The organism is Chlorobaculum thiosulfatiphilum (assembly GCF_006265165.1).
Classification (GTDB): domain Bacteria; phylum Bacteroidota; class Chlorobiia; order Chlorobiales; family Chlorobiaceae; genus Chlorobaculum; species Chlorobaculum thiosulfatiphilum.
On the sequence record NZ_VDCH01000001.1, the window covers coordinates 188,064 to 209,800 of the forward strand.

General features: G+C 58.8%; 18 protein-coding genes. 2 read left to right on the top strand and 16 right to left on the bottom strand.

The window, feature by feature from the left end; all coding sequences use genetic code 11:
* Positions 1-18: 18 nt before the first annotated feature.
* The 11 genes from murB to FGF66_RS00945 form a co-directional block, all read right to left on the bottom strand.
* Positions 19-1,611 (bottom strand): UDP-N-acetylmuramate dehydrogenase, encoded by a 1,593-nt coding sequence (gene murB, locus FGF66_RS00895; protein ID WP_139455815.1) that lies wholly within the window; start codon positions 1,609-1,611, stop codon positions 19-21.
* A gap of 223 nt (positions 1,612-1,834) precedes the next feature.
* Positions 1,835-2,071, bottom strand: a complete 237-nt coding sequence (locus tag FGF66_RS00900; RefSeq protein ID WP_139455816.1) for a hypothetical protein — start codon at positions 2,069-2,071, stop codon at positions 1,835-1,837.
* 183 nt (positions 2,072-2,254) lie between these two features.
* Entirely contained in the window at positions 2,255-3,742 is a 1,488-nt protein-coding gene (locus FGF66_RS00905) for an amino acid permease (RefSeq protein WP_139455817.1), read from the bottom strand.
* A 93-nt stretch (positions 3,743-3,835) separates the two neighbouring features.
* Entirely contained in the window at positions 3,836-6,502 is a 2,667-nt protein-coding gene (locus FGF66_RS00910; protein WP_139455818.1) for a cation-translocating P-type ATPase, read from the bottom strand.
* A gap of 103 nt (positions 6,503-6,605) precedes the next feature.
* Positions 6,606-7,868, bottom strand: coding sequence for a hypothetical protein (locus tag FGF66_RS00915; RefSeq protein WP_139455819.1), 1,263 nt, complete (start codon positions 7,866-7,868; stop codon positions 6,606-6,608).
* An 84-nt stretch (positions 7,869-7,952) separates the two neighbouring features.
* Complete coding sequence (locus FGF66_RS00920) at positions 7,953-8,213, bottom strand: Nif11-like leader peptide family RiPP precursor (protein WP_139455820.1); 261 nt, start codon at positions 8,211-8,213, stop codon at positions 7,953-7,955.
* Between the two features lie 140 nt (positions 8,214-8,353).
* Positions 8,354-9,112, bottom strand: a complete 759-nt coding sequence (locus FGF66_RS00925; protein ID WP_139455821.1) for an SDR family NAD(P)-dependent oxidoreductase — start codon at positions 9,110-9,112, stop codon at positions 8,354-8,356.
* A 48-nt stretch (positions 9,113-9,160) separates the two neighbouring features.
* The gene (locus tag FGF66_RS00930; RefSeq protein WP_139455822.1) at positions 9,161-10,027 is read right to left on the bottom strand and encodes a glycosyltransferase family 2 protein; all 867 of its coding nucleotides are present in this window, start codon (positions 10,025-10,027) and stop codon (positions 9,161-9,163) included.
* Positions 10,028-10,059: 32 nt separating this feature from the next.
* The gene (locus tag FGF66_RS00935) at positions 10,060-11,286 is read right to left on the bottom strand and encodes a pentapeptide repeat-containing protein (protein ID WP_246046450.1); all 1,227 of its coding nucleotides are present in this window, start codon (positions 11,284-11,286) and stop codon (positions 10,060-10,062) included.
* Between the two features lie 7 nt (positions 11,287-11,293).
* Positions 11,294-12,574, bottom strand: a complete 1,281-nt coding sequence (locus FGF66_RS00940; RefSeq protein ID WP_139455823.1) for a hypothetical protein — start codon at positions 12,572-12,574, stop codon at positions 11,294-11,296.
* A 36-nt stretch (positions 12,575-12,610) separates the two neighbouring features.
* On the bottom strand, positions 12,611-12,994 hold the full coding sequence (locus FGF66_RS00945; protein WP_139455824.1) for a DoxX-like family protein: 384 nt from the start codon (positions 12,992-12,994) through the stop codon (positions 12,611-12,613).
* Positions 12,995-13,280: 286 nt separating this feature from the next.
* Here FGF66_RS00945 and FGF66_RS00950 point away from each other — a divergent pair, with 286 nt between their 5' ends.
* Both FGF66_RS00950 and FGF66_RS00955 read left to right on the top strand, forming a co-directional pair.
* Positions 13,281-13,571, top strand: coding sequence for a helix-turn-helix domain-containing protein (locus FGF66_RS00950; RefSeq protein WP_211341958.1), 291 nt, complete (start codon positions 13,281-13,283; stop codon positions 13,569-13,571).
* On the top strand, positions 13,568-14,767 hold the full coding sequence (locus FGF66_RS00955; protein WP_139455825.1) for a type II toxin-antitoxin system HipA family toxin: 1,200 nt from the start codon (positions 13,568-13,570) through the stop codon (positions 14,765-14,767). The genes FGF66_RS00950 and FGF66_RS00955 overlap by 4 nt, the downstream gene beginning before the upstream one ends.
* A gap of 44 nt (positions 14,768-14,811) precedes the next feature.
* Here FGF66_RS00955 and FGF66_RS00960 read toward each other — a convergent pair whose 3' ends face one another.
* The 5 genes from FGF66_RS00960 to FGF66_RS00980 form a co-directional block, all read right to left on the bottom strand.
* Positions 14,812-17,895: a type I restriction endonuclease subunit R gene (locus tag FGF66_RS00960; RefSeq protein WP_139455925.1), complete on the bottom strand. Its 3,084-nt coding sequence runs from the start codon at positions 17,893-17,895 to the stop codon at positions 14,812-14,814.
* Between the two features lie 49 nt (positions 17,896-17,944).
* On the bottom strand, positions 17,945-18,133 hold the full coding sequence (locus FGF66_RS00965; protein WP_211341960.1) for a hypothetical protein: 189 nt from the start codon (positions 18,131-18,133) through the stop codon (positions 17,945-17,947).
* Positions 18,133-18,705, bottom strand: a complete 573-nt coding sequence (locus FGF66_RS00970; RefSeq protein ID WP_139455827.1) for a zeta toxin family protein — start codon at positions 18,703-18,705, stop codon at positions 18,133-18,135. Before FGF66_RS00970 ends, FGF66_RS00965 begins: the two co-directional genes overlap by 1 nt.
* A 136-nt stretch (positions 18,706-18,841) precedes the next feature.
* Positions 18,842-20,080 (bottom strand): restriction endonuclease subunit S, encoded by a 1,239-nt coding sequence (locus FGF66_RS00975; RefSeq protein ID WP_170181129.1) that lies wholly within the window; start codon positions 20,078-20,080, stop codon positions 18,842-18,844.
* Positions 20,070-21,614 carry a class I SAM-dependent DNA methyltransferase gene (locus tag FGF66_RS00980; RefSeq protein ID WP_139455829.1) on the bottom strand — a complete coding sequence of 515 codons (1,545 nt, stop codon included), beginning with the start codon at positions 21,612-21,614 and terminating at the stop codon, positions 20,070-20,072. The genes FGF66_RS00975 and FGF66_RS00980 overlap by 11 nt, the downstream gene beginning before the upstream one ends.
* Positions 21,615-21,737: the final 123 nt, after the last annotated feature.

Consider the following 21,737-nt stretch of genomic DNA (forward strand, 5'->3'; position numbering starts at 1 on the left):
ATAATTCATTATCGTTTTTCACCCCAACTTCACCGCGCAAAACTTCGCGGGCTGGTGGAAATCCGGCGCTCCTTCGTCGTGCCACCACGGAAATAAACCGTAACGGCCATCTCCGAGGCTGACGGCGTTTTGCAGCGTCAGACGATCTTCGTGGATAAATGGCTCCAGGAGCGCGTACGAAAACTCTATGCCGAAGCCGGTTTCGCTGGCGAAGGGCGTTGCCTGGCCGCGCCAGAGTGCGTCCGACGGGGTTTCGTGCCCGGCGGCTCGCTGGCGCGGGGCGTCGAAGCGGAGGGCGAGCCAGTGGGCTTGTGGCGTCACCTCGAATTCGAGGTACTCCGCGCTTCCGCCGCCGTCGACGATGAACAGCTCGGAGACGCTCGACTCCCAGAGATGATCGACAAATGCTCCGGCGGGCGCGTCGGGCCGGAGCGAAAAAGCGTTTGCCGATTCGTCGCGCGTCGTCCAGCGGATGAAGGGACGCTCCGGCGATTTTCGCGCTTCGGCGAGCGGAACGAGCTGCTCGACTTCTACGGTGATGCCCGCCGGAAACGCGGCGTCACGGCAGAAGTAGTCGAGCGCCTGGCCGTGCAGCAGTTTGCGCGGGAAGGCGTCGTTACGAGCATCCGGGAAGCGCAACAGGCCCGCCCATCCGAAACCGGGGCGCGTTGGCTCCGGCGTCGAGGCGATGCCGCAGGCGTCGAGCAGCGCGGTCTCGAACAGTCCGACGCACTGGAGTTCAAGTTCCAGCGCCGCGCCCGCCTGCTCCCGCGCCCCCGAGCGCATGGCGGCGGCGAGCTTCAGGACATCGACGGCTCGCGCCGCGCCGGTGTTGAAGATGAAGTTGGCGTGATGATCGCTCACCTGTGCTCCGCCCTCGCGGCGGCCTCGAAAGCCGAGGGCGTCGAAAATCTGCCCGCTCGGCTTGCCCGCCTCGTAGCTGTTCTTGAAGGTCGAGCCGCAGCTCGGAAAGTCGAACTGATGCTTGGCGTCGCGGTCGTCGCCGTATTCAAGCATCCGCGCTTCGATGGCCTCGGGAGCGTCCTCATCCGCGAATTCGAGCACTGCGCCGACGACAATTTCGGGACTCCGCATCAGGCTGGTCTCCTTGTAGCCGAGGAACACCTCCCCGGCGGCGCGCCAGCGAACCGCGCCATCGAGGCCGACCGTCACCACGCTCCGCGTCACGGCGGAAATTTCGCGCCCGTAGCAGCGGCCGTTCATGCGCACCGTCCCGCCGATGGCGCCCGGCAGGCGATAGAGCCACTCGCCGCCGCTCCGCCCCGCTTGCTGAATCGCGAGCGCCGCATCGGTGTTCTCGACACCCGCCTCGCAGAAAAACAGGCTATCGGAGACGCGGAACAGACGATTCATCGCATCGAGCACGATAACCGCGCCCGGAAACTCCTCGTCCGAAAAGAGCATGTTGCTCCCCTTTCCGGCAATGATGACCGGAAGCGAAAGCTGACGGCACCGGTCGAGCGCCGAGGCGAGTTCCGCCACGCTGCGCGGACGCGCGACCCAGCGAGCCTCCCCGCCGATGGCATAATAACCGACAGTTGCAAGCGGCACGCGCTCATCGCAGGGACAGGGAAACATTGGTTCGGGCATGGATTTAGAAAGCTTAGGGTTTCAACGACGCCCTGAAATATAGGATTTCGGGAAATCGCAACAAGCCGCGCCGCTTGCCGCCAAATGATATGCGTCCACAAAACGGGGAAAAAAGAGAAGAGGGATAAGCGGAGCAACAGACAAAAATCAAAAAAAACAGCAAGAGCATAAAGAATCGGCGACCTTTATATCCTTGCTGTCCTTAAAGTCTTTTAACGGCGAATCAGTTGGCCGGAGAAGGATTCTTGGTGAGAATGCCGTCCTGAACCATTTTGTCGATCATCTTGCCGAGCTGGTCCTGAATACGGATCAATGCGGGCAGAGAAAGGGCAAGCGTTGCGTTTGGGCGAACATTGGGTTCCTTGTCTTTCTCGACCGAAGTGACATTGACAAGATCGAAGCGAACGACGCCGTCAACGAGAATCATGTTCGCGATGCCATCGGCATAAATGGTCTGCATATCGTTTTCCTCCAGGGGGAATGAGTTTTTGTATTTCCTGTTATTGCGTAATTAAGCGCAACAATATACGCAAACTCACGATGGGGGCCTAAGCAGGCTCGAAAAAAAACCGGGGAAGTTCGAAACCGGCCAGCCCGGGAGCCTTCCGCGCGAGGAAAGCGCTCCCGTCCGGAGGCTCGTCGATCAATCCGGGCGCTGGTTCAGGATGCTGTGGTGGCATCCGTAAAAAAAGTAGATGCCAAAGCCGATGACCAGCCAGACGATGAGCCGCCACCAGTTTTCGGCGGGCAGCGAGAACATAAGCAACAGGCAGGTCAGGATTCCGGCGATGGGCACGAAGGGCACGAAAGGCGCTCTGAAGGGGCGCTCCGCCTCCGGATTGGTGCGCCGCATGATAAGCACCGCCGCGCAGACCACGACGAAGGCGAAGAGTGTGCCGATATTGACCAGCTCGGCAAGCAGCCGGAGCGGCAGGAACGCGCCGAGAATGGCCACGAAAACGCCGGTAAGAATGGTCGCTTTCCAGGGCGTTCTGAACTTCGGGTGCACCGCGCCGAAAAACTCTTTCGGCAAGAGGCCATCACGCGCCATCGCCAGAAAAATTCTCGGCTGGCTGAGCATCATGACCAGCAGCACCGAGGTGATGCCCGTAATGGCTCCGAGCGAAACGAGGAACTGCGCCCAGCCGAGGCCGACCTGCTTGAAGGCGTCGGAAACCGGCGCGTCGATGTTGATCTGCTGGTACGGCACCATGCCGGTAATCACCGTCGCCACGGCGATGTAGAGCACCGTGCAGATGATGAGCGAAGCGATAATCGCGATCGGCACGTCACGCTCCGGATTCCGCGCCTCCTCGGCGTGGGTCGAAATCGAGTCAAAGCCGATATAGGCGAAAAAGATCATCGCCGCCCCGGCAAGTACGCCGACCGGCGCTCCGCCGGGGCCGGTCTGGCCGAGAATGGTGTGGCCGAAGACGCTCAGCCCCGAAAAACCGAACGGCGCGAAGGGCTGCCAGTTTTCGGGCTTCACGTACTGCGCGCCGAGGGCGATGACCAGCAGCACGATGGCCACCTTCACGATCACCATCCCCGTATTGAATCCGGCGCTTTCGCGGATGCCCTTGACCAGAACTGCTGTCACCGCAAGCGCGATCAAAACTGCGGGCAGATCGAACATCGAGCCGGTCAGCACGAGCGAACCGGTCACGGGATCGAAGTCGAGCGGCGCTCGCGAGAAAATTCCGGGCAGATGCAGACCGAATATTCCGATGAAATCCTGAAAGTAGTGCGACCATCCGTGCGCCACCGTGGCCGAAGCGACGGCATATTCGAGAATCAGATCCCAGCCGATGATCCAGGCGAAGAGTTCGCCGAGGGTGGCGTAGGCGTAGGTGTAGGCGGAACCGGCGACAGGAGCCATCGAGGCGAACTCGGCGTAGCAGAGCGCCGCGAAGACGCAGGCCAGTCCGGCAATGGCGAAGGAGAGCGTCACGGCGGGACCGGCCTTGTCGTGCGCGGCCACGCCGATAAGCACGAAAATACCGGTGCCGATGATCGCGCCGACGCCGAGGCTGGTAAGGGCCAACGGGCCGAGAACGCGATGCAGACGGTGCTCGCTTTTCATCTCCTCGATGAGAAGCGAAAGCGGCTTTTTTCTGAAGCTGTTTTTCACAGGCAGATGCGCTGGTGGTTGACGGGAAAGCACCCTGAAGGGCAAGGCGTAAAGGTTAAAGACCCTTGAATATACAGAGATTTTCCCAGCTTTTCACGACGACAGCCGCCCGCTTCTGATCAGCCACTTCACCACTTCGATAACCGGCACGATGGTCAGTGCGCCGCCAACCACGATCACCCAGTCCTCGGCAGGCATGGCGAAGGTGCCGAACGGCGCGGTGAGCGCGGGCACGTAAATGATCGCCGCGAGCATGACAAGCTCCCAAAGAATGGCGAGGTTCAGCCAGCGGTTCGAGAAGGGCTTTCTGAAAACGTGCTCCTTTTCCGAACGGAAGTTGTATGCCTTGAAAAACTGAATGAGCACGAGGGAGACGAAGGTCATAGTCATCGCCTCCGAGAGGGAACGTCCGGAGTGGCGCGCCCACTCGAAAAGCACCAGGTTCACGAGCATGGACCAGAGGCCGCCGGCAAGCATCAGGGCCATCACCGGGCGGGTGAAGATGCCCCGCTTCCGGTCGTTCGGCGGGCGCTGCATGATGCCCGGCTCAGCGGGATCGACCGCGAGGGCGAGCGCCGGAAGGCCGTCGGTGGCGAGGTTGACGTAGAGAATCTGCACCGCCGTCAGCGGCAGCGGAATGCCGAAGAGCGTCGCTCCGGCCATGAGGCCAAGTTCGCCGATGTTGGAGGAGAGCAGGTAGGTGAGATATTTTTTGATGTTGTCGTAAATGCCGCGCCCCTCCTCGATGGCCGCCACGATGGTGGAGAAGTTGTCGTCGAGCAGCGTCATGGCCGACGCCTCGCGCGACACCTCGGTGCCGGAGATGCCCATCGAAATGCCGATGTCCGCCTTTTTCAGCGCCGGAGCATCGTTGACGCCGTCGCCGGTCATGGCGACCACCTCGCCATTTTTCTGAAGCGCCTCGACGATGCGCAGCTTGTGCTCCGGCGAGACCCGCGCGAACACCTCGACGCTTCCGGCGGCCTCACCAAGCTCACGGTTGTCCATCGCCTCGATCTCCACCCCGGCGAGGACGCGCCCCTGGCGCAGAATGCCAAGCTCACGCGCCACGGCCCGCGCCGTCACCGGGTGGTCGCCGGTAATCATCACCGGCCGGATGCCCGCCGCGACGCAGCGCTCGACGGCCGACTTCGCCTCGTCGCGAGGCGGATCGATCATCCCGGCAAGGCCGAGGAAGGTGAGTCCGTCCGATGCATCCGCAGCGCCCGCACTCTCTTTCCGCGCGATGGCGATCACCCGAAGCGCGTCGCGGCCCATCGATTCCACCTTTTCGAGAATATCACGACGCGCCGGATCGTCGAGCGCTTCGGGCTTTCCGGCAGTATCGAGAGCTTGCGAACAGACGAGCAGAATCACCTCCGGCGCACCCTTGACGATAGTGAAGGTCGAGGCGTCCGAGCGGTGAACCGTCGCCATCCGCTTCGTTTCGGAGGAGAAAGGCTGCTCGTCGATTCTCGGAAAACGGTTGCGCAGATCGTGCTCGTCAAACCCTGCTTTTCTGGCGGCGACGACGAGCGCCGCTTCAGTCGGGTCGCCGGAAATCTTCCACTCCCCCTCCGGCGCTTGTGCGAGCGTGGCGTCGTTGCAAAGCGCCCCGGCTTGCAACAGCTCCCGGGCCGCTTGCGGCAACTCGCCGGAAGCGCCGTCGATCTTCATCTCGCCCTCCGGGCGGTATCCCGAACCGGCAACGCTGAGGTCGAGTCCGGCGGCGTAGAGGCGGCGGACGGTCATTTCGTCGCGGGTCAGGGTGCCCGTCTTGTCAGAACAAATGACCGTGGTGCTGCCGAGGGTTTCGACGGCGGGCAGGCGGCGCATGAGCGCGTTGCGCTTGACCATGCGCTGCACACCGAGGGCGAGCGAAATGGTAACCACCGCCGGAAGCGCCTCCGGCACCACCGCCACGGCAAGCGCGATGCCGAAGATGAGGATTTCTATGAAGGGCTGGCCGCGCACGATGCCGAGCACGACGATCACCGCCACAATCACCAGCGCGGCGCGGGCGAGCGAAGCGCCAACCTTGTCGAGGTTTTTCTGGAGCGGCGTCTTTTCGCTCTCGACCCGCTGCAACATTCCGGCGATACGCCCGAACTCGGTCTGCATCGCCGTTGCGGTCACGAGAGCCAGGCCGCGCCCGTGCACCGCCGAGGTGCCCGCGAAAAGCATATTGCGCCGATCGCCGATAGCCGTCTCGGGCGGCAACGTAACGGCAGAGTCCTTTTCGGAGGGCAGTGATTCACCGGTCAGCGCCGCCTCGTCCATGCGCAGGTTCACCGCCTCGACGAGCCGCGCGTCCGCCGGAATGCGGTCTCCGGCGGCAATCACGATGAGGTCGCCCGGCGCCAGCTCCAGAGCCGGAATCATCTGTTCGCGTCCGTCGCGAATCACCCTCGAAGCTGGAGCGGCCATCTGCCGAAGCGCCTCGATGGCCTTCTCGGCGCGGTACTCCTGAACGAAGCCGAGCAGCACGGCGAAGAGCACGATCACCGCGATGGCGACCGCTTCGATGCCGTGGCCGAGAAAGGCCGAGAGCACCGTGGCGATGAGCAGGGTGATGATGAGAACGTTGCGGAACTGCTCGGCGAGCAGCTTCCAGGGGCTGGCCGATGGCGCGGTTTCGAGGCGATTGGGGCCGTAGCGTTCCAAGCGCGCGGCGGCCTCCGTTTCCGTGAGGCCGCTGCGTGAAGCGCCGAGCTGATCAAACAGCTTTTCGAGAGGCTGGGAATAAAAGGTTTCAGGCATGGCGGCAACCGTTTAAATATCCACGAGACCGGGAGCGAACAAACAGGTTCCCCTTCTCAACCCCCGAACATGCCGAACGGTTCCGCCGGACGCCAGTCAGCGCTCAGTGCGCAAAATGGACATACCGGCCATCCGCGAACTTTACGAGGCTGATCCCCTGCTTGTCCGAGGTCTCGTCACTGAGCCAACTGACCAGTTCGCACCCCTTCCAGTCATCGAAGCTGTCGATCTTCGGCTTGTCCGACGTGAGCTGATCGATAGAGCGCCGCATCAGTTCGTTGGTAAAGTGGAACTCCGCCTCTCCGGCCTGCCAGACGGTCGCATCCTTGCAGCCCGCAAGCTTGTTCGGCTGGGCGTCCGCCATCTTGCAAAGGTCGTTGCGATGCAGCAGATAACCGCAATGGCCGCCATCTTCGACCATGCAGACGGCGCCCCACGACTCCTTGCCTGCCGGAGTCATCTGCGCGTACTGATTGTTGCTGTCCGTCGCGCTCCATGCCGGAGGATTGGACGCCGTGGTCAGGCAGGCGCTGTCGCAATTGCCCACGACCATCAGGTTCGGAATTTTCAGCTCCGCGAGCTTCTGGCGGTAGGGCTTCATGCCGGGAGCGAAAACCGGAAAAATCTTGCCGCCAGCACCGTCCACCGGCGAAAGCTGGAGTACGCCAACCGGATCGGCCATCTGCTCCGGCGCCCACTTCGAGAGCGGAGGCGTGTGATCGGGCGTGACTTCACGATTGTAGAAAACCGGGTCGTATGGCGTGAAATTCTTGCCGCCAATGTCACGCAGATTGGCGAAACCAGTGGCCGCCGCCTGCGCGTGAGCGCCGCCAACCGAGTGACCGGCGAAAAGTACGCGATTTCCCTTGCTGAGTCCCGCCTTTGAGGTTGCCGAGGCAGGTTTCAGAAACTGAAACGCCTTGACCGCCTTTTGGTCGTTGTACTTGTGGGTCGCGCCGTAACGAATGAGGTAAGATGCCGCCGCGTATGCCGCCTGGCCGGGCCTCGGGCTGCCGCCGAAATCGGTCCAGGGCATACCATCGATCTGCTGATGAACCGTGGTCACGAACGCCAGCGCCCAGTTGTTGTCGATCGCCGCCTGCGAGTAGTTGTAGTACCACGACGGATTGACCTCGAAAAGCGGCGTATCCTGATTGGTGATCTTGCTGAGGAGCTGCTTGGGAAAGAAGAAGGGATCGAAACCGATCAGAAATCCGTGGTTGAACATCACCAGTCCATCGGCCTGCATGTTGTTCGGATAGAACACCTCGATGACCACCTCGGTGAAAAACGGAAGCTTGTCGGAATATTGCAGCCAGAGATAAATCCTCTTGAAATCGTAGTTGCCAATCTGAATCGGATACATGGATCAACCTCCTTTTTGGGCGTACTGGACGCCGATGATTGTGGGGATATGAAACGAATGTCTGGTGACAACGAGCGCGGCGCGTCAGTGCCAGAGACCGCCGCCGCAACTTCTGCCATGCACCTGATTGTCGAACGGCAGCTCGCAAAGCCAACCGGCGACGTGCCCGAGAGCGCCGGGTGAAAGGCTTGCCTTGGCCTGCTCAAGCTCCTTATCGGTAAACTCGAAACCGGCCTGGCGGATTAGCTCCATCCTTTTTCTGGAGAGTTCACCGGCCATTTGTATACCAAGATCCTCTTCAGCCATGAGCTTGTCGAGGAACATACGTGCAGATGATATTGACATGGTGTAGAGATGGTTTGATGAAAAGAGGCTTTACTGATAGTATAGAATATGAAGAATAAGCGGGTTATAAAGCAAGGTTTCTTGCAGAAAAACCGGTGGTCGAAGTAAACGCCCCTGACAGATCATCAATTATCAACTGCTCACAGCCTTGCGCCGCCAGAGATTTCGAGGATTTGGCCGGTGATGAAGGCCGCGTCATCCGAGACGAGGAAGAGTGCGGCTTTGGCGACGTCGTCGGGCGTGGCGATGCGCCCGAGGGGGTAGCGCTCGGCGGCGGCCTTCGCGAGCGCCTGCCAGCGTTCCGGGCCGAGCACTCGCTCGAACGCCTCGACATCGACCAGCGCGGGCGCGAGCGCGTTGGCCGTGATGTTGAACGAGCCGAGCGCCAGGGCGAGCGAGCGGGTGAAGGCGAAGATGCCGCCCTTGGAGGCCGAATAGCTGAACTGGTTCGGGCTGCCGCGCCAGACCAGCGAACTCATGTTCACGATCCGGCCATATTTTTGCGGCTTCATGATCTTCGCCGCTTCGCGGCAGCACACCATGCACGACTTGAGGTTCATGTCGAGATTGTGCATGGCCCGCTCCATGTCGATAGTCTCGACTGATGCCGCCGGTTCGCAGTCGCCACCCGCAATGTTGACGACGATGTCGAGTCGGCCGTAGTCGCGGCGGATATTGGCAAACAACTCGACAACCTGCTTTTCGGAGGTAAGATCGACGCCGGAGCACGAAGCTTGTCCGATATTTTGCGCGACCTCATCGCACACCCGGCTGCACTGTTCCAGATCGATATCCACCAAAACAACCACCGCCCCCTCGCGGGCGAAGCAACGCGCCGTCGCGCTGCCGATGCCCCCCGCCGCCCCGGTAACAAGCGCGATTTTCCCCTGCAATCTCATGTAGATGTACGGTTTTGGTTCTCGATTTTTTTGGGACAATCAACCCGCCTACTGCACCGGAATCACCCGCTTTTCGACCGGCGATCCGGCAAAGAGCCTGAAGCCCATCAGGCTCGTCATCGACTGCACCGCCGAGTTGAAGCGCCCGATGAACAGGTCGAGGTCGTTGATCTGGAAAAGCTCATCGCCCGCCACCTCCTCCATGAAGGCGAGAAACTGCTCGTGGCGCATCTCTCCGATCCGCGACGACCACGAAAGGCTGGAGATACGGAAAGCGCAGAGCGGCTCGTCGATCATCCAGAGATTGCCGAGGCGCAGGAGTTGCATCCAGAAATCGAGATCGATGGTGTAGGGAATGCGTGCGCTGTAGCCGCTGGTCGAAGCGATCAGGCTCGCCGGATAGAGGCCGCAGACCGGTTCGCCAATGATGTTGGTGCCGAGGCGCACCATTTTCCGGACAGTTTCGGCGGGCGTTTTCAGGCCGCCATCGATGAAGTTGACCTTCCTGATAAGCACCTTGCTCTCCGGATCGATGATGGTTCGCTGCGATGAGACAAGGCTCACTCCATCATTTCCCGCCTGTTCGAACGCTGCAATCTGCTTTTCGAGACACTCCGGAAAAAGCAAGTCATCCGCGCAGAGCAGCTTGACGTACCGGCCCCGCACCTCGCTGACGGCGCGGTTCCAGTTGCCTTCGGGGCCAAGATTGCGCTCGCTGCCGAAAACCGTGATGCGCCGGTCGTCGAACGAACGGGCTATTTCGAGCGAGCAGTCAATTGAATGGTCGTCATAGATCAGCAACTCGAAGTCATCCATCGTCTGCGCGAGCACCGAGTCGATGGTTTCGGCAATGTAACGCTCGTTGTTGTACATCGGTATCGTGACCGTAACCAGCGGTTTTTCGGGTCGTGACATAAGCGTTCCTCCTCCTTCTCGTCATCATTATCTCATTGGCCCGGTTCATTCGAGAACCTCGCCGCATGTTTTCGCGCCCATGCCGGGGTCGCTTTCTTGCCGGAATCGAGCACCGTTTCCGAAGAGACGATCGCTCCCTCATACCTGGCCCAGCTTGTATTGGCCAGCCAGAGGTTCGCGCCGCGCAGGTCGGCCTGCCGGAAGTCGGCCCGCTGGAGATTGACCGAACGCAGATCAGCGCCTCTGAGATTGGCGTTTTGCAGGTCGGCCTTTTCGAGATCGGAACGTTTCAGCGAAGCTTTTTCGAGATCGGCGGCGTGAAGATCGGCGTGAGCCAGCACCTTGCCGGAGAGCGGAGCCTCCTTCAGCGTGATCTGCATCGCCGGATTGGCAGCCCGCAAACGGTTCCACTTCATGACGTTCGACTTGAGCTGGTCGAGCTGGTCGGCGTCATAGCCAATGGTTGAGGGCGCGGGACGCCATGCTCTGAGCGGATTGAGCGTTTTGGCGAGAGGCCGCTCCTGTGCCGGATCGGTTGAAGGAGCCGCGGACGAAGCTGCACGGGAGGACTCCGGCGCTGCCGCTACTTGCGCGTAGATCGCGCCGTGCTCACCGGCCCACTTCGCGGAACCCGGCTTGCCGTTCGGCAGCACAGTCTCGCTGGAGATCACCGCGCCACTGAAGTTCGCGCCACCGGTTCGCGCAAGCCAGAAATTGGCCGCGCGGAGATCGGCATGGCTGAGATCGGCATATTCAAGATTTGTCTCCCGGAGATCGGCTCCTCGCAGATCGGCCTCTCGCATCGATGCTTTACCGAGTTCGGATTTGCGCAATACGCTCGAAGCCATCTTCGCGCCGGTGAAATCAGCGCCCGTACAGGAGGAGGAGGCGAGGGACGCTCCGGCCAGATTCGCTCCGTTAAAACGGCTGCCGAACACCACCGAGCCGCTGATGTCGGCTCCATGCAGGTCGGCGTCGCGGAAATCGGAACGACCCATGTCGCACTGGCTGAGATCAGCGCCGGCAAGGTTTGCGCCTTTGAAATTGACGGTACGCAGCCGCCGTCCTTTCAGCTTCGCGCCCGAAAGATCGGCGCGCATTGCCGGTTCCTGAGTACGCAACTCGCTCCACTCGACGCTACCTTTCTGCAACACGGCCTCCTGCCGGGCATCGGCGGCGATGAGCCGATGGGCGGAGCCGAAAAGCAGAAAACCGGCGCACACGGCAGCGCCGCAATAACGGGACAGCGGATAGATCATGAGGTTTTTATGATTTGTCACCGGTCTTGAAAACCGGATCGTGAACGAGATTGCGTAACAGCAAAAGCGCCGCTACCGCATAGACGACGCCTCCAATGCCAAGCACGAGCTGCTCGCCACTGAAAAAACTCACGATGATCGTCACTCCGGCGACAAGAATGATCGAAAGCTGCACAAAGGCGCGATTCATCGTGCGCTCGTCGAGCAACTGCTCCAGCGGATCGCCCGAGTGCAGCAGTTCGAGGCTTCCCGTCTTCTGGATGGCGGGCAAGACGATATAGATCATGCCGATGAACGAGAGCATAATCCAGCCAAGCAGCGCCGAGTGGGTGTGCGAGTGGTAAATCCACATCTTGTCGCCCCGGATGGGCGGATAGCTGCCGAACAGAATCCCCTTCGCATAGTAAATATTCAGGATGCCGAAAGCGCTGGTGGCCAACAGAAACGCCAGACCGCCGAGCATAAAAGCAAGCGCCGGATGGGCGAAGTTGTTGCGGAACCAGTTTCGCAGAAACACGCCGAAGGTGTAGAGCAGCGCCATCACGCCAAAGGTGAGAATATGGCTGATGAGCATCATGCCGAGGTAATCGCCCATGAGAATCACGACCAGGAAGTAGAGCACACCGCCGACGAAGAGGTAAAACCAGAGGCTGAAAAGCTTTTTGGCCAGCTCCATCTTGTCCGTCCGCCGCCAAGCGTAGGTGTAGAGGAAGCCCATCACGCTGATGCTCAGCGGAAACGACGAGCCGAGAAAGTAGGCCGACTGCGTCACGAAAAACGGAATGATGCCGTTGTCGGGAAACGCCTCTTTGAGGCCAAGCGTGAAGAGGCCGAGGTTGGCGTTGAGCAGAAAAACCACGTCGAAAATGTAGTAGCGCACCGACACCTCATTCCAGATTTTCGCTACGGAGAGCGTGGTGAGAATCTCGTAGAGCGGCACGGCGACCACTCCCATCAGCATGAGGCCCGCCGCCGCCTTGAGCAAGGGCAAGTCCGCCGCCACGGCAATCGTGACCATGACGAGCGCCAGCAGCACCAGGCCGATGAACAGGCGCTGACGCACGGGATCGATGCGCAATTCGGGATAGATCGCCGCCGTCAGGTAGCGGTTGAAGAGCAGAATGGCCAGGTTGCCGAAGCCGACAAAAAAGATATACGGATGGAGCTTGAGCAGGAATGCGTTGCTGGCCAGCACCCCGAAACCACCTCCAAAGGCCGCAAGTGAGATGACGGCGAAGGAGACGAGGAGAAAGGTTTTCGATATTCCTCTGAGCGTTTGTGCTGGCATCGTGTGATTGTATCGTTCGTTAAGGTTGCTGCCCGGTCACGCTGCGGGCTTGCGCATGGAGATGAACGCGATGACGGAAAGCGCTATCACCGCCGCGTTGAGCGACACCGGGTTGAATGCTTCTGTCAGCAGGCCAGGTTCATGAAGCGACACAAAGCCCAACAGACTCAGCATCGCCGCGATGTTCAAAAGGAACGGCCAGCGCCACGGCGAAAGAAGAATCAGCAAGCCGAACAGCATCTCGCCATACCCCATCACGGAGCAGAAAATGCCGTAGAGCGGCCCGAGATGCGCGAGCAATCCAAGCTCGACGGGACTTTGGCAAACCAGTTTCGGCACGATTCCCTGATAGATCCACACAAAAGCGAGAGCAACCCGGCTGATCCACACCACCGGCGGCTGACGATCGAACAGACTCATAAAAAAATGGTTCAGGCGTTTCTTTCAGGAAGATAACAGTTACAGGCTAAATACAGCCACTCCCAACGTTAAAGGAGCGTTGAAAGTGCGCGGCGAGGGAGGATTTGGGGATCGTGGGGCGCGGCGACGAGAAACGAAGTGATGTGGCAATCCAGGCCGATACCGCCATCGAATGTCACGGAACTCGCCGCTGGCGGAGATGAATCATCAATGTTAAATATTTTTTGCTCAAGATCAGATATAACGCTATAATGCCAATAATATTTTACAATAAAAAAAGCATACCGTGCAAGACGACAAGTTGAAATGCCTTGGCGAGCGATTGCGGCAGCTACGAATCGCTCGCCACGAGATGCAGCAGCGCTTTGCCGACCGGCTCGGCGTCAGCCGCCCGACGCTAGGCAGGATGGAGTCAGGCGATCCGGGCGTCAGCATCGGCGCATGGGTAAAAGCGCTGGAACTCCTCGATCGGCTGGATGAGTTCGATCTGCTTCTCGCGCCTGGAGAGAACCTGTTCGAAAAATATGAACAGGAGAGCGCTCCCCGGCGCAAACGGGTTTCGAGGAAACTCGGATGATCCGGAAAATTTACGTTCATGAGCGCACCACCGGCAAACCGTTACCGGTCGGAGAGCTGGTCAGCGAAATCAACGACCTGGGCCGCGCCCGCTGCCAGTTCCGCTATCTGGAGGAGTTTCTCGTTCGCGGCGACGCTTTTGCCATCGACCCCGTGTCGCTTCCTCTTCGAAGCGGCATATTTACAGCGGAACGGAAGGTCGTCTTTGACGTACTTGAAGACAGCCTGCCGGATGACTGGGGCCGAAAGCTGCTGATACGGCGGCACAATCTGCCGAGAGGAGAACAAAACCTCGCCAGCCTTCTGGAGGCGCTCGCCGCTGACGCTCTTGGCGCGCTTTCATTCAGCAGTGAGGCTACGAAACGCAAACGACACTCAGGCATCGAAGCCGCGATGGTGGAACTCGATCAACTGGTGGAGACAGCCGAACGGTACGAACGTGGCAATGCAACCGATCCGCTGCTGTCGCTGCTCCTCAGCGCGGGCAGCTCGCCCGGAGGCGCTCGCCCCAAGGTGCTTGTTTCCGGCAAAACGCCGGGCGACCATTATCTCGCCAAATTTCCAGGTATCAAAGACAGCGTCGATGTCGTGCGGATCGAGGCCGCGACCATGTCGCTTGCCGCAAAAGCCGGGCTGAACACGGCGGATTCCCGCGTGATTGTCTGCGCTGGCAAACCGGTACTGCTGGTGCGGCGGTTCGACTTGACGCCGGATGGACACCGACGCCACATGATCAGCTTCCGAAGCCTGCTTCGGGCGGAAGCATATTACGTCAGCCGATACGATGAGCTGCACGGCCTCGTTCGCAAATACAGCGACGAACCGGCGAAAGATGCCGTACAGCTCTTCCGGCAGATGGTTTTCAACGCTTTGGTTGGAAACACGGACGATCATCTGAAAAACTTCTGGATGCTCTATGGGCCAGATCAAGGCTGGCGCTTGTCGCCCGCGTTCGATCTCGTGCCGAACATTGCCCAACGCGCCGAACACGTGCTGATCTTCGACGCCGATCACCGCCATCCGGGGCGCTCAGCGCTGGCGAAGCTCGGACGCGCCTGGGGAGTCAGCGGCGGCAAACGGATTATCGATGAAGTGTATGCCGCCGTCGAAAGCTGGAAAACGGAATTCTCCGCAGCCGGGGTGAGTGACGAGGAGATAGAGCAACTCCGCGAAATCGACGGCAATGTGAGGAGGTAGGCTCACGGAGAATCTGTTCATAAGACTCATGACCCTGCGGTTACTCACGCCGCCCACGTCTGGCCCAGCATTTCGGCCTGCGCAAGCACGAGCTGGATCGCTTCGTCCTGTTTGGTTGGCGGATACTTGTATTTGCGCAGGATACGCTTGACCAGTAGCCGAAGTCGGGCGCGGACGCTTTCGCGTTTTGACCAGTCAACGGTGAGGCTTTTGCGGAGGTTTTCGGCGAGTTCGTGGGCGATTGTCTTGAGGATTTCGTCGCCCATCTGGAGGAGGGCTTCTTCGCTATTGGCGAGGGCGTCGTAGAAGGCGAGTTCGTCGGGGTTGAGGCCGAGGTTTTCGCCTCTCTGGACGGCTTCCTGGAACTTCTTTGCCATGGCGACCAGCTCTTCGATAACCTGCGCGGTTTCGATGGCGCGGTTCTGGTAGCGTTTGACGACACTGTCCAGCAGGTCGGAGAACTTCTTCTGCTGAACGATGTTCGATGAAAACCGAGAGCGGACTTCTCCAGCAAGCAGGCGTTCGAGCAGTTCGACGGCAAGGTTGCGTTCGGGCAGATTACGCACCTCTTCGAGAAAGGCGTCGTCGAGGATGCCGATGTTTGGCTTGTCGAGTCCGACGGCATCGAAGACGTCGAGAACATCTTCGGAGACGAGCGCGTTGCCGATGATCTGGCGGATAGCCAGCTCCTTTTCTTCTTCCGTGCGCCTCTTTTCGGTTTTCTCCCGTTTGGTCAGCATGACTTTCACCGCCTGAAAGAAGGCGACCTCTTCGCGAACGGCTTTGGCTTCGTCGAGGGTGCAGCAGAGGCTGAAGGCTCTCGACATGGCGAGCGCCGTGTCGCTGAACCGTTTCTTTCCATCTTCGAGGCCGAGGATGTGGTTGGCCGCCTGGGCCATGAGCCGGTGGCCTCCGGTGAGGAAACCGCCATAGTCGAAGCCGTGCAGCATCCCGCGCAGGATGTCGAGCTGCTCGAGCAGGAGGGCAAGTGCTTCGTTGGCATCAACGGTGGGTTTTCCCCGGCCTTTGCTCGATGTATAATCTTTGAGGGCTTTCTTGAGGTCGTTGGCGATGCCGATGTAATCGACGACGAGGCCGCCCTGCTTGTCGCGGAAGACCCGGTTGACGCGGGCGATTGCCTGCATGAGGTTGTGACCTTTCATGGGCTTGTCAACGTACATGGTGTGAACACTGGGCGCGTCGAAACCGGTGAGCCACATGTCACGGACAATGACGAGGCGAAGCGGATCTTCGGGATCTTTGAAGCGCTTTTCAAGGCGCTTTTTGGTTTGGGCGGAGTAAATGTGCGGGCGAAGCAGCGGCTTGTCGCTGGCTGAACCGGTCATGATGATCTTGATCGCCCCTTTTTCGGCGTCGTCGTTGTGCCATTCCGGCCGGAGAGCGGTGATGGCGTCGTAGAGGTGAACGCAGATTTCGCGGCTCATGGCGACGATCATCCCTTTGCCAGCCACGGCGTTGCAGCGCTCCTCGAAATGGGTGACGAGGTCGTCGGCCACCTGCCGGATGCGCGGTTCGGAACCGACCACCTTTTCGAGCGCCGCCCACCGGCTTTTCTGGCGATTCCGTTCGTTCTCCTCCTCGTCTTCGGTCAACTCCTCGACCTCGTCGTCGATCTCCGGCAACAGCTCCTCGTTGAGACTGAGCTTTGCAAGGCGCGACTCGAAGTAGATCGGCACGGTCGCGCCGTCCTCCTTTGCCTGCTGGATGTCGTAGATGTGGATGTAGTCGCCAAACACGGCGCGGGTGTCGCGGTCTTCGCTCGATACCGGCGTACCGGTAAAGGCCACGAAGGTGGCGTTCGGCAGGGCGTCGCGCAGGTGCTGGGCGTAGCCGACCTGATAGCCTCTGGCGTCGCCCCGGAACTTCGCCTCGAAGCCGTACTGTGTGCGGTGCGCTTCGTCGGCAATGACGACGATGTTGTGCCGAAGGGAGAGCGTGGGGAACTTCGCCTCATCATCGCACGGCATGAACTTCTGGATGGTGGTGAAGATGATGCCGCCCGATGGCCGGTTGGCGAGTTTCGCGCGAAGGTCGTGGCGGCTTTCGGCCTGCGTCGGTTCTTCGCGCAGGAGATCCTGCGAGAGCGAAAAGACGCCGAAGAGCTGGCCGTCGAGGTCGTTGCGGTCGGTGATGACCACGATGGTCGGGTTCTGCATGGCGGTTTCGCGCATGACGCGGGCCGCGAAACAGACCATCGTGATGCTCTTGCCGGAACCCTGCGTATGCCACACCACGCCGCCTTTGTGGTCGCCCGTCGTCTGCGAGGCGGTGACGACGCGCTCGATGGCCGTGCGCACGGCGAAGTACTGGTGATACCCGGCGATCTTTTTGATGAGCTCGCCTTCGTCCTCGAAGAGGATGAAAAAGCGGAGATAGTCAAGAAGGCGTACCGGCTCGAAGATGCCGCGGATCATAGTTTCAAGCTCGTTGAAGCGTCCGAAGGGATCAAGCGTTTCGCCGTCGATGCTGCGCCACGCCATGAAGCGCTCGATGCTCGACGAAAGCGAGGCCATGCGGGCATCGCTACCGTCAGAAATGACGAGGATTTCGTTGTAGCGGAACAGGTCGGAAATCTGCTCCCTGTAGGTCTGGAGCTGGTCGAACGCTTTCCCGATGCTGGCGTTCTCGTCGGCGGGATTCTTCAGCTCGATGACTGCGAGCGGCAGGCCGTTGATGAACAGGATGATGTCGGGGCGTCGGTCGCGCTGCGGCCCCTTGACGGTGAACTGGTTGACCGCCAGCCAGTCGTTGCGGTCGGGATAAGCGAAATCGATCAGGCGGACGAGGTCGCCGCGCGTTTCGCCGCCCTGCTGATATTCGACCGGCACTCCGTTGACGAGCAGGCTGTGGAATGCGCGGTTGGCGGCAAGCTGAACGGGGTGGTCGAGCCTGAGCACCTGTTGCACGGCATCTTCGCGGGCGGCGGCGGGAATCTGCGGATTGAGCCGGGCGACAGCCTCCTGCAAGCGCGAGGCGAGCACCACGTCGCGGTAGCTCCCGCGTTCGGGCGCGTCTCCGTCCGGCGCGATGTCGGGGCCGAAGCGGTGCTGGTAGCCGGTTTCCCGGAGCCACTCAAGGGCTTCCTGTTCGAGCTGCTCTTCCGTCATCATTTGGGGGACGGTTTCAATGGTTTACACGACTGAGGCAAGATTCTCCTCACTTGGTTGGGGTTGTTTCCCTCTGATTCTTTTCGGAAAAATCGATGATTTTCGGCTTGCCGTCCTGCCAGATGACGGCATATTGCCCAAGTCGTTTTTTCTTGTCGAGGGCATTCTTTACCGCTTTCTGAAGCGCCTCCAACGCAAGCCGCCCCTCTTCAGAAAGGCCCTTTTTCCTGGTTATCATCATGGTCGAAACATAGTTAGCAACAGGTTAAAATACTCTTCATGAAGCACTTCCCGATCGGATCCGTATTGTTCGAAAACTGTTACCGGTTCGTCCATGTCGTTCATAAAACAAACACAGTGATCCACGCGGTAGCTGTACTCTTCAAACAGGTTGCGCAAGCTCCGGGGAAAGCGGCGTTCAATATCCGAAACCGGTATGTTGTGCCCACCGCTGGCCACACGTTCAGCAACGCGCTTTTTCGAGAGTTCAACGGATGGAAGCGCCAGATAGAACAGAACGGTGTGCCAGCCATTTGACCTGAGACGGTCAATGAGTTTCAGGTAGGTTCGCCCGGCAAGGGTTGTTTCAAAAGCAAAATCTTCTCGACGATCAATGCGTTCGGCCACCTCATGCAGAAAAATCCGGCTCGCGGCCATCAGTTCCCTCTCCGGAGCAAATGGTGACAATCCGGCGGCAATGAGATCGGCGTTGATGAATCGCTCACACCCGGCAACACCCGGCAGATACTCAAGGGCAAAGGTTGTCTTGCCTGCCCCGTTTGGCCCGGCAATAATCCAGCATGTCGGCATGGGTTGTCCTCAGTTCAACGCATTGATTGTTGCCACGTCTGCATCCACCAGACTTTGCCGACGGACACTTCAAGATAACTGATACCATCCATACCTTTTTTCTCCGACGTTTTCTCCGACACTTTTTCCGACGTTTTCACAGCCCCACCTCCCCAGCCATCGCCTCAGCCTCCGGCAAACGCAACCTGCCCGAAATCAGGCGCGGCAGAAGCGTGTCACGAATCGAAGCGAGGGTTTGGATTTTTTGTTGCATAACAAATGCTTGCTCAAGTAATGGATCAATTATCTTGTTCCATTCTTGCAATAGAACATTATTTGGCCGAATTATTTTGAGGCATTTTAAATCAGAAACAGTAACATGACCTAATCCAGTGGTCTGTTTATTTCTTGCTATCTCAGAAAATACTGGCTTCAAAGTTTTAAGTGTAAGGTAAACAAACGATCGTTCCTGCTCTACCTTTGGAATAACTCGAAAAATATGCTGATTAAGCCAAGCATCCCCATGCAGCCATAAAAATATATCAATTGAAGTATCAGGATTGCCTGACCATGAAAACAATATATCCCTTGTAGCTATCCTGTATTTTGATGGCATGTTTACTTCAGAATAAGCTGTTTGCGAAGTAACACCCGCCTTCAATTCTGCGATTTTAATGATTGGCAATCCTTTTTGTTCAAGATTTGGCTCAAAGGCTTTATATGCAGCACCGTTTACATATTGAGCTAAATCATAAACCGAACCAACCTCCCACCCCGCCGGAATCGGCCCAAGCTCGGAGTCCTGAAAAGCATCGGGGAAGAGCGCGGCGGTGGCGGCATCCATGCCTTGCGGCTCCTGCCCTTGCTGCCTGGCTTTGACGGCGTCAAACTCGATGAACCACGACTTGAAAATCGCCTGCGCGATGGATTCAAGCGTCGCGTTGGTTTCGCGAAGCAGCGCGATGCGGTCGTCGAGAGGTTCAACAATACCAGCAATCGATTGTTGCTCTGCTAATGATGGTATTTTTACCGGTAATTTATAAAACTCCTCCCTTGAGGTTGATGGTATAGCTGAACCTGAATCCATACGATTAATATCATATGTCAACAAACAGTAATAAGCCCACTTGATATTTATTTGATTTTTTGGCACTAAATAAAATGCTGTATCAATAACAAAGAAAGGCTTGTCGCTGTAATGTATTCCTCGATATGCCCCTTTTCTACCTATAATCACACCCGGCTGTGCAGACAATGATTTATCATGCCAGCCAATTTGTCCATTCGTTCCATAAACCGGATATTTCCCTTTGGCTTCCTGATAGCCACGGATAGCTTTTCCGTATTCAAGCTTAGAAATTTCCCCCCAAGTTGACGCTCTCCACTCAGAACTCATACCCAAGCCCTCCAAGTTTTTCGCGGATGAGTTCATCCAGTTCCGCGCCTTTGGCCATCTGCTCGCCGAGGGTTTCGGTCAAACGCTGCATCTTTTCGGCGAAGGCTTCGTCGTCATCCTCCACGGCTTCGGCCCCGACGTAGCGGCCGGGGGTGAGTACGTGGCCGTGTTCGGCGATCTTTTCAAGCGACACGGAGGCGCAGAAGCCGGGAACATCCTCGTACTGGCCATCGCCGCGCCAGGCGTGGACGGTACCGGCGATCTTCGCTATCTCCTCGTCGGAAAACTCCTTCTGGACACGGGTTTTCATGTTGCCGAGCTTTCGGGCGTCGATGAAAAGCACTTCCCCCTTGCGAACGCGCTTCTCCTTGACGAGGAACCAGAGGCAGACTGGAATCTGGACATTATAGAAAAGCTGGCCCGGCAGGGCGACCATCACCTCCACCTTGTCGGCCTCAATCATCGCCTTGCGGATGTCACCGTCGGTGTTGGTGGTCGAAGACATGGAGCCGTTGGCCAGCACAATTCCCGCTCGACCCGACGGCTTGAGATGGTGCAGAATGTGCTGCAACCACGCGAAGTTGGCGTTGCCCTTCGGCGGTGTGCCATAGAGCCAGCGAGGGTCGTTTTCGAGGCTGCCGTGCCACCAGTCGGAGATGTTGAAAGGCGGATTGGCGAGCACGAAATCGGCGCGAAGGTCGGGGTGCTGGTCGCGCACGAACGAATCGGCAGGCTCCTTGCCGAGAAAGTAGTCCAGCCCGCGAATGGCGAGGTTCATCGCCGCGAGCCGCCACGTCGTCGGGTTCGACTCCTGCCCGTAGATGGAGATGTCGCCCATGCTGCCGCCGTGCGCCTCGATGAACTTTTCGGACTGCACGAACATGCCGCTCGACCCGCAACAGGGGTCATAGACCTTGCCGGTGTGCGGCGCGAGCACTTCGACGAGCGTTTTGACGATGCTGGCCGGGGTGTAGAACTGCCCGCCCCGCTTGCCCTCGGCGCTGGCGAACATGCCGATGAAGTACTCATAGACCTGTCCGAGCAGGTCACGGGCGTTCTGGCCGGTGTCGCCAAAACCGATGGTCGAAATGAGATCGACCAGCTCGCCGAGCTTGCCGTCGGGCAGGTGAACTTTAGCGTAGCGTTTATCGAGAATGCCCTTGAGCTTCGGATTTTCGGTTTCGATCAGCACCAGCGCATCATCGATCCGCTTGCCGATATCCGGCTGCTTGGCGTAAGCCTGGATCATCCCCCAGCGAGCTTCCGGCGGAACCCAGAAAACGTTGAACCCGGTGTAATAATCGCGGTCTTCAAGCTCTTCGGAAATCATGTCCGGAGTCGCGTCGTCGAGATAGCAGTCATCCTCAACATCGGAAAAACGCATCGCAAGCTGCTGCCGGTGCGAGCCGAAGCTGTCGGAGACGTACTTGAGAAAAATCAGCCCAAGCACGATGTGCTTGTAGTCGGCGGGATCCATGTTCGCCCGAAGCTTGTCAGCCGAAGCCCAGAGCGTTTTTTTGATGACTTCGATCATTGAACAGCAGAATTGGAAACGGAACGGATAAGGGCAATCGCCCCGAAAATCAGGCGTAAGTTAAAAGATAACAAAGAGTTCGCGATTTACGACAGGCAACGGGGGAAATCATCAACGCATCAG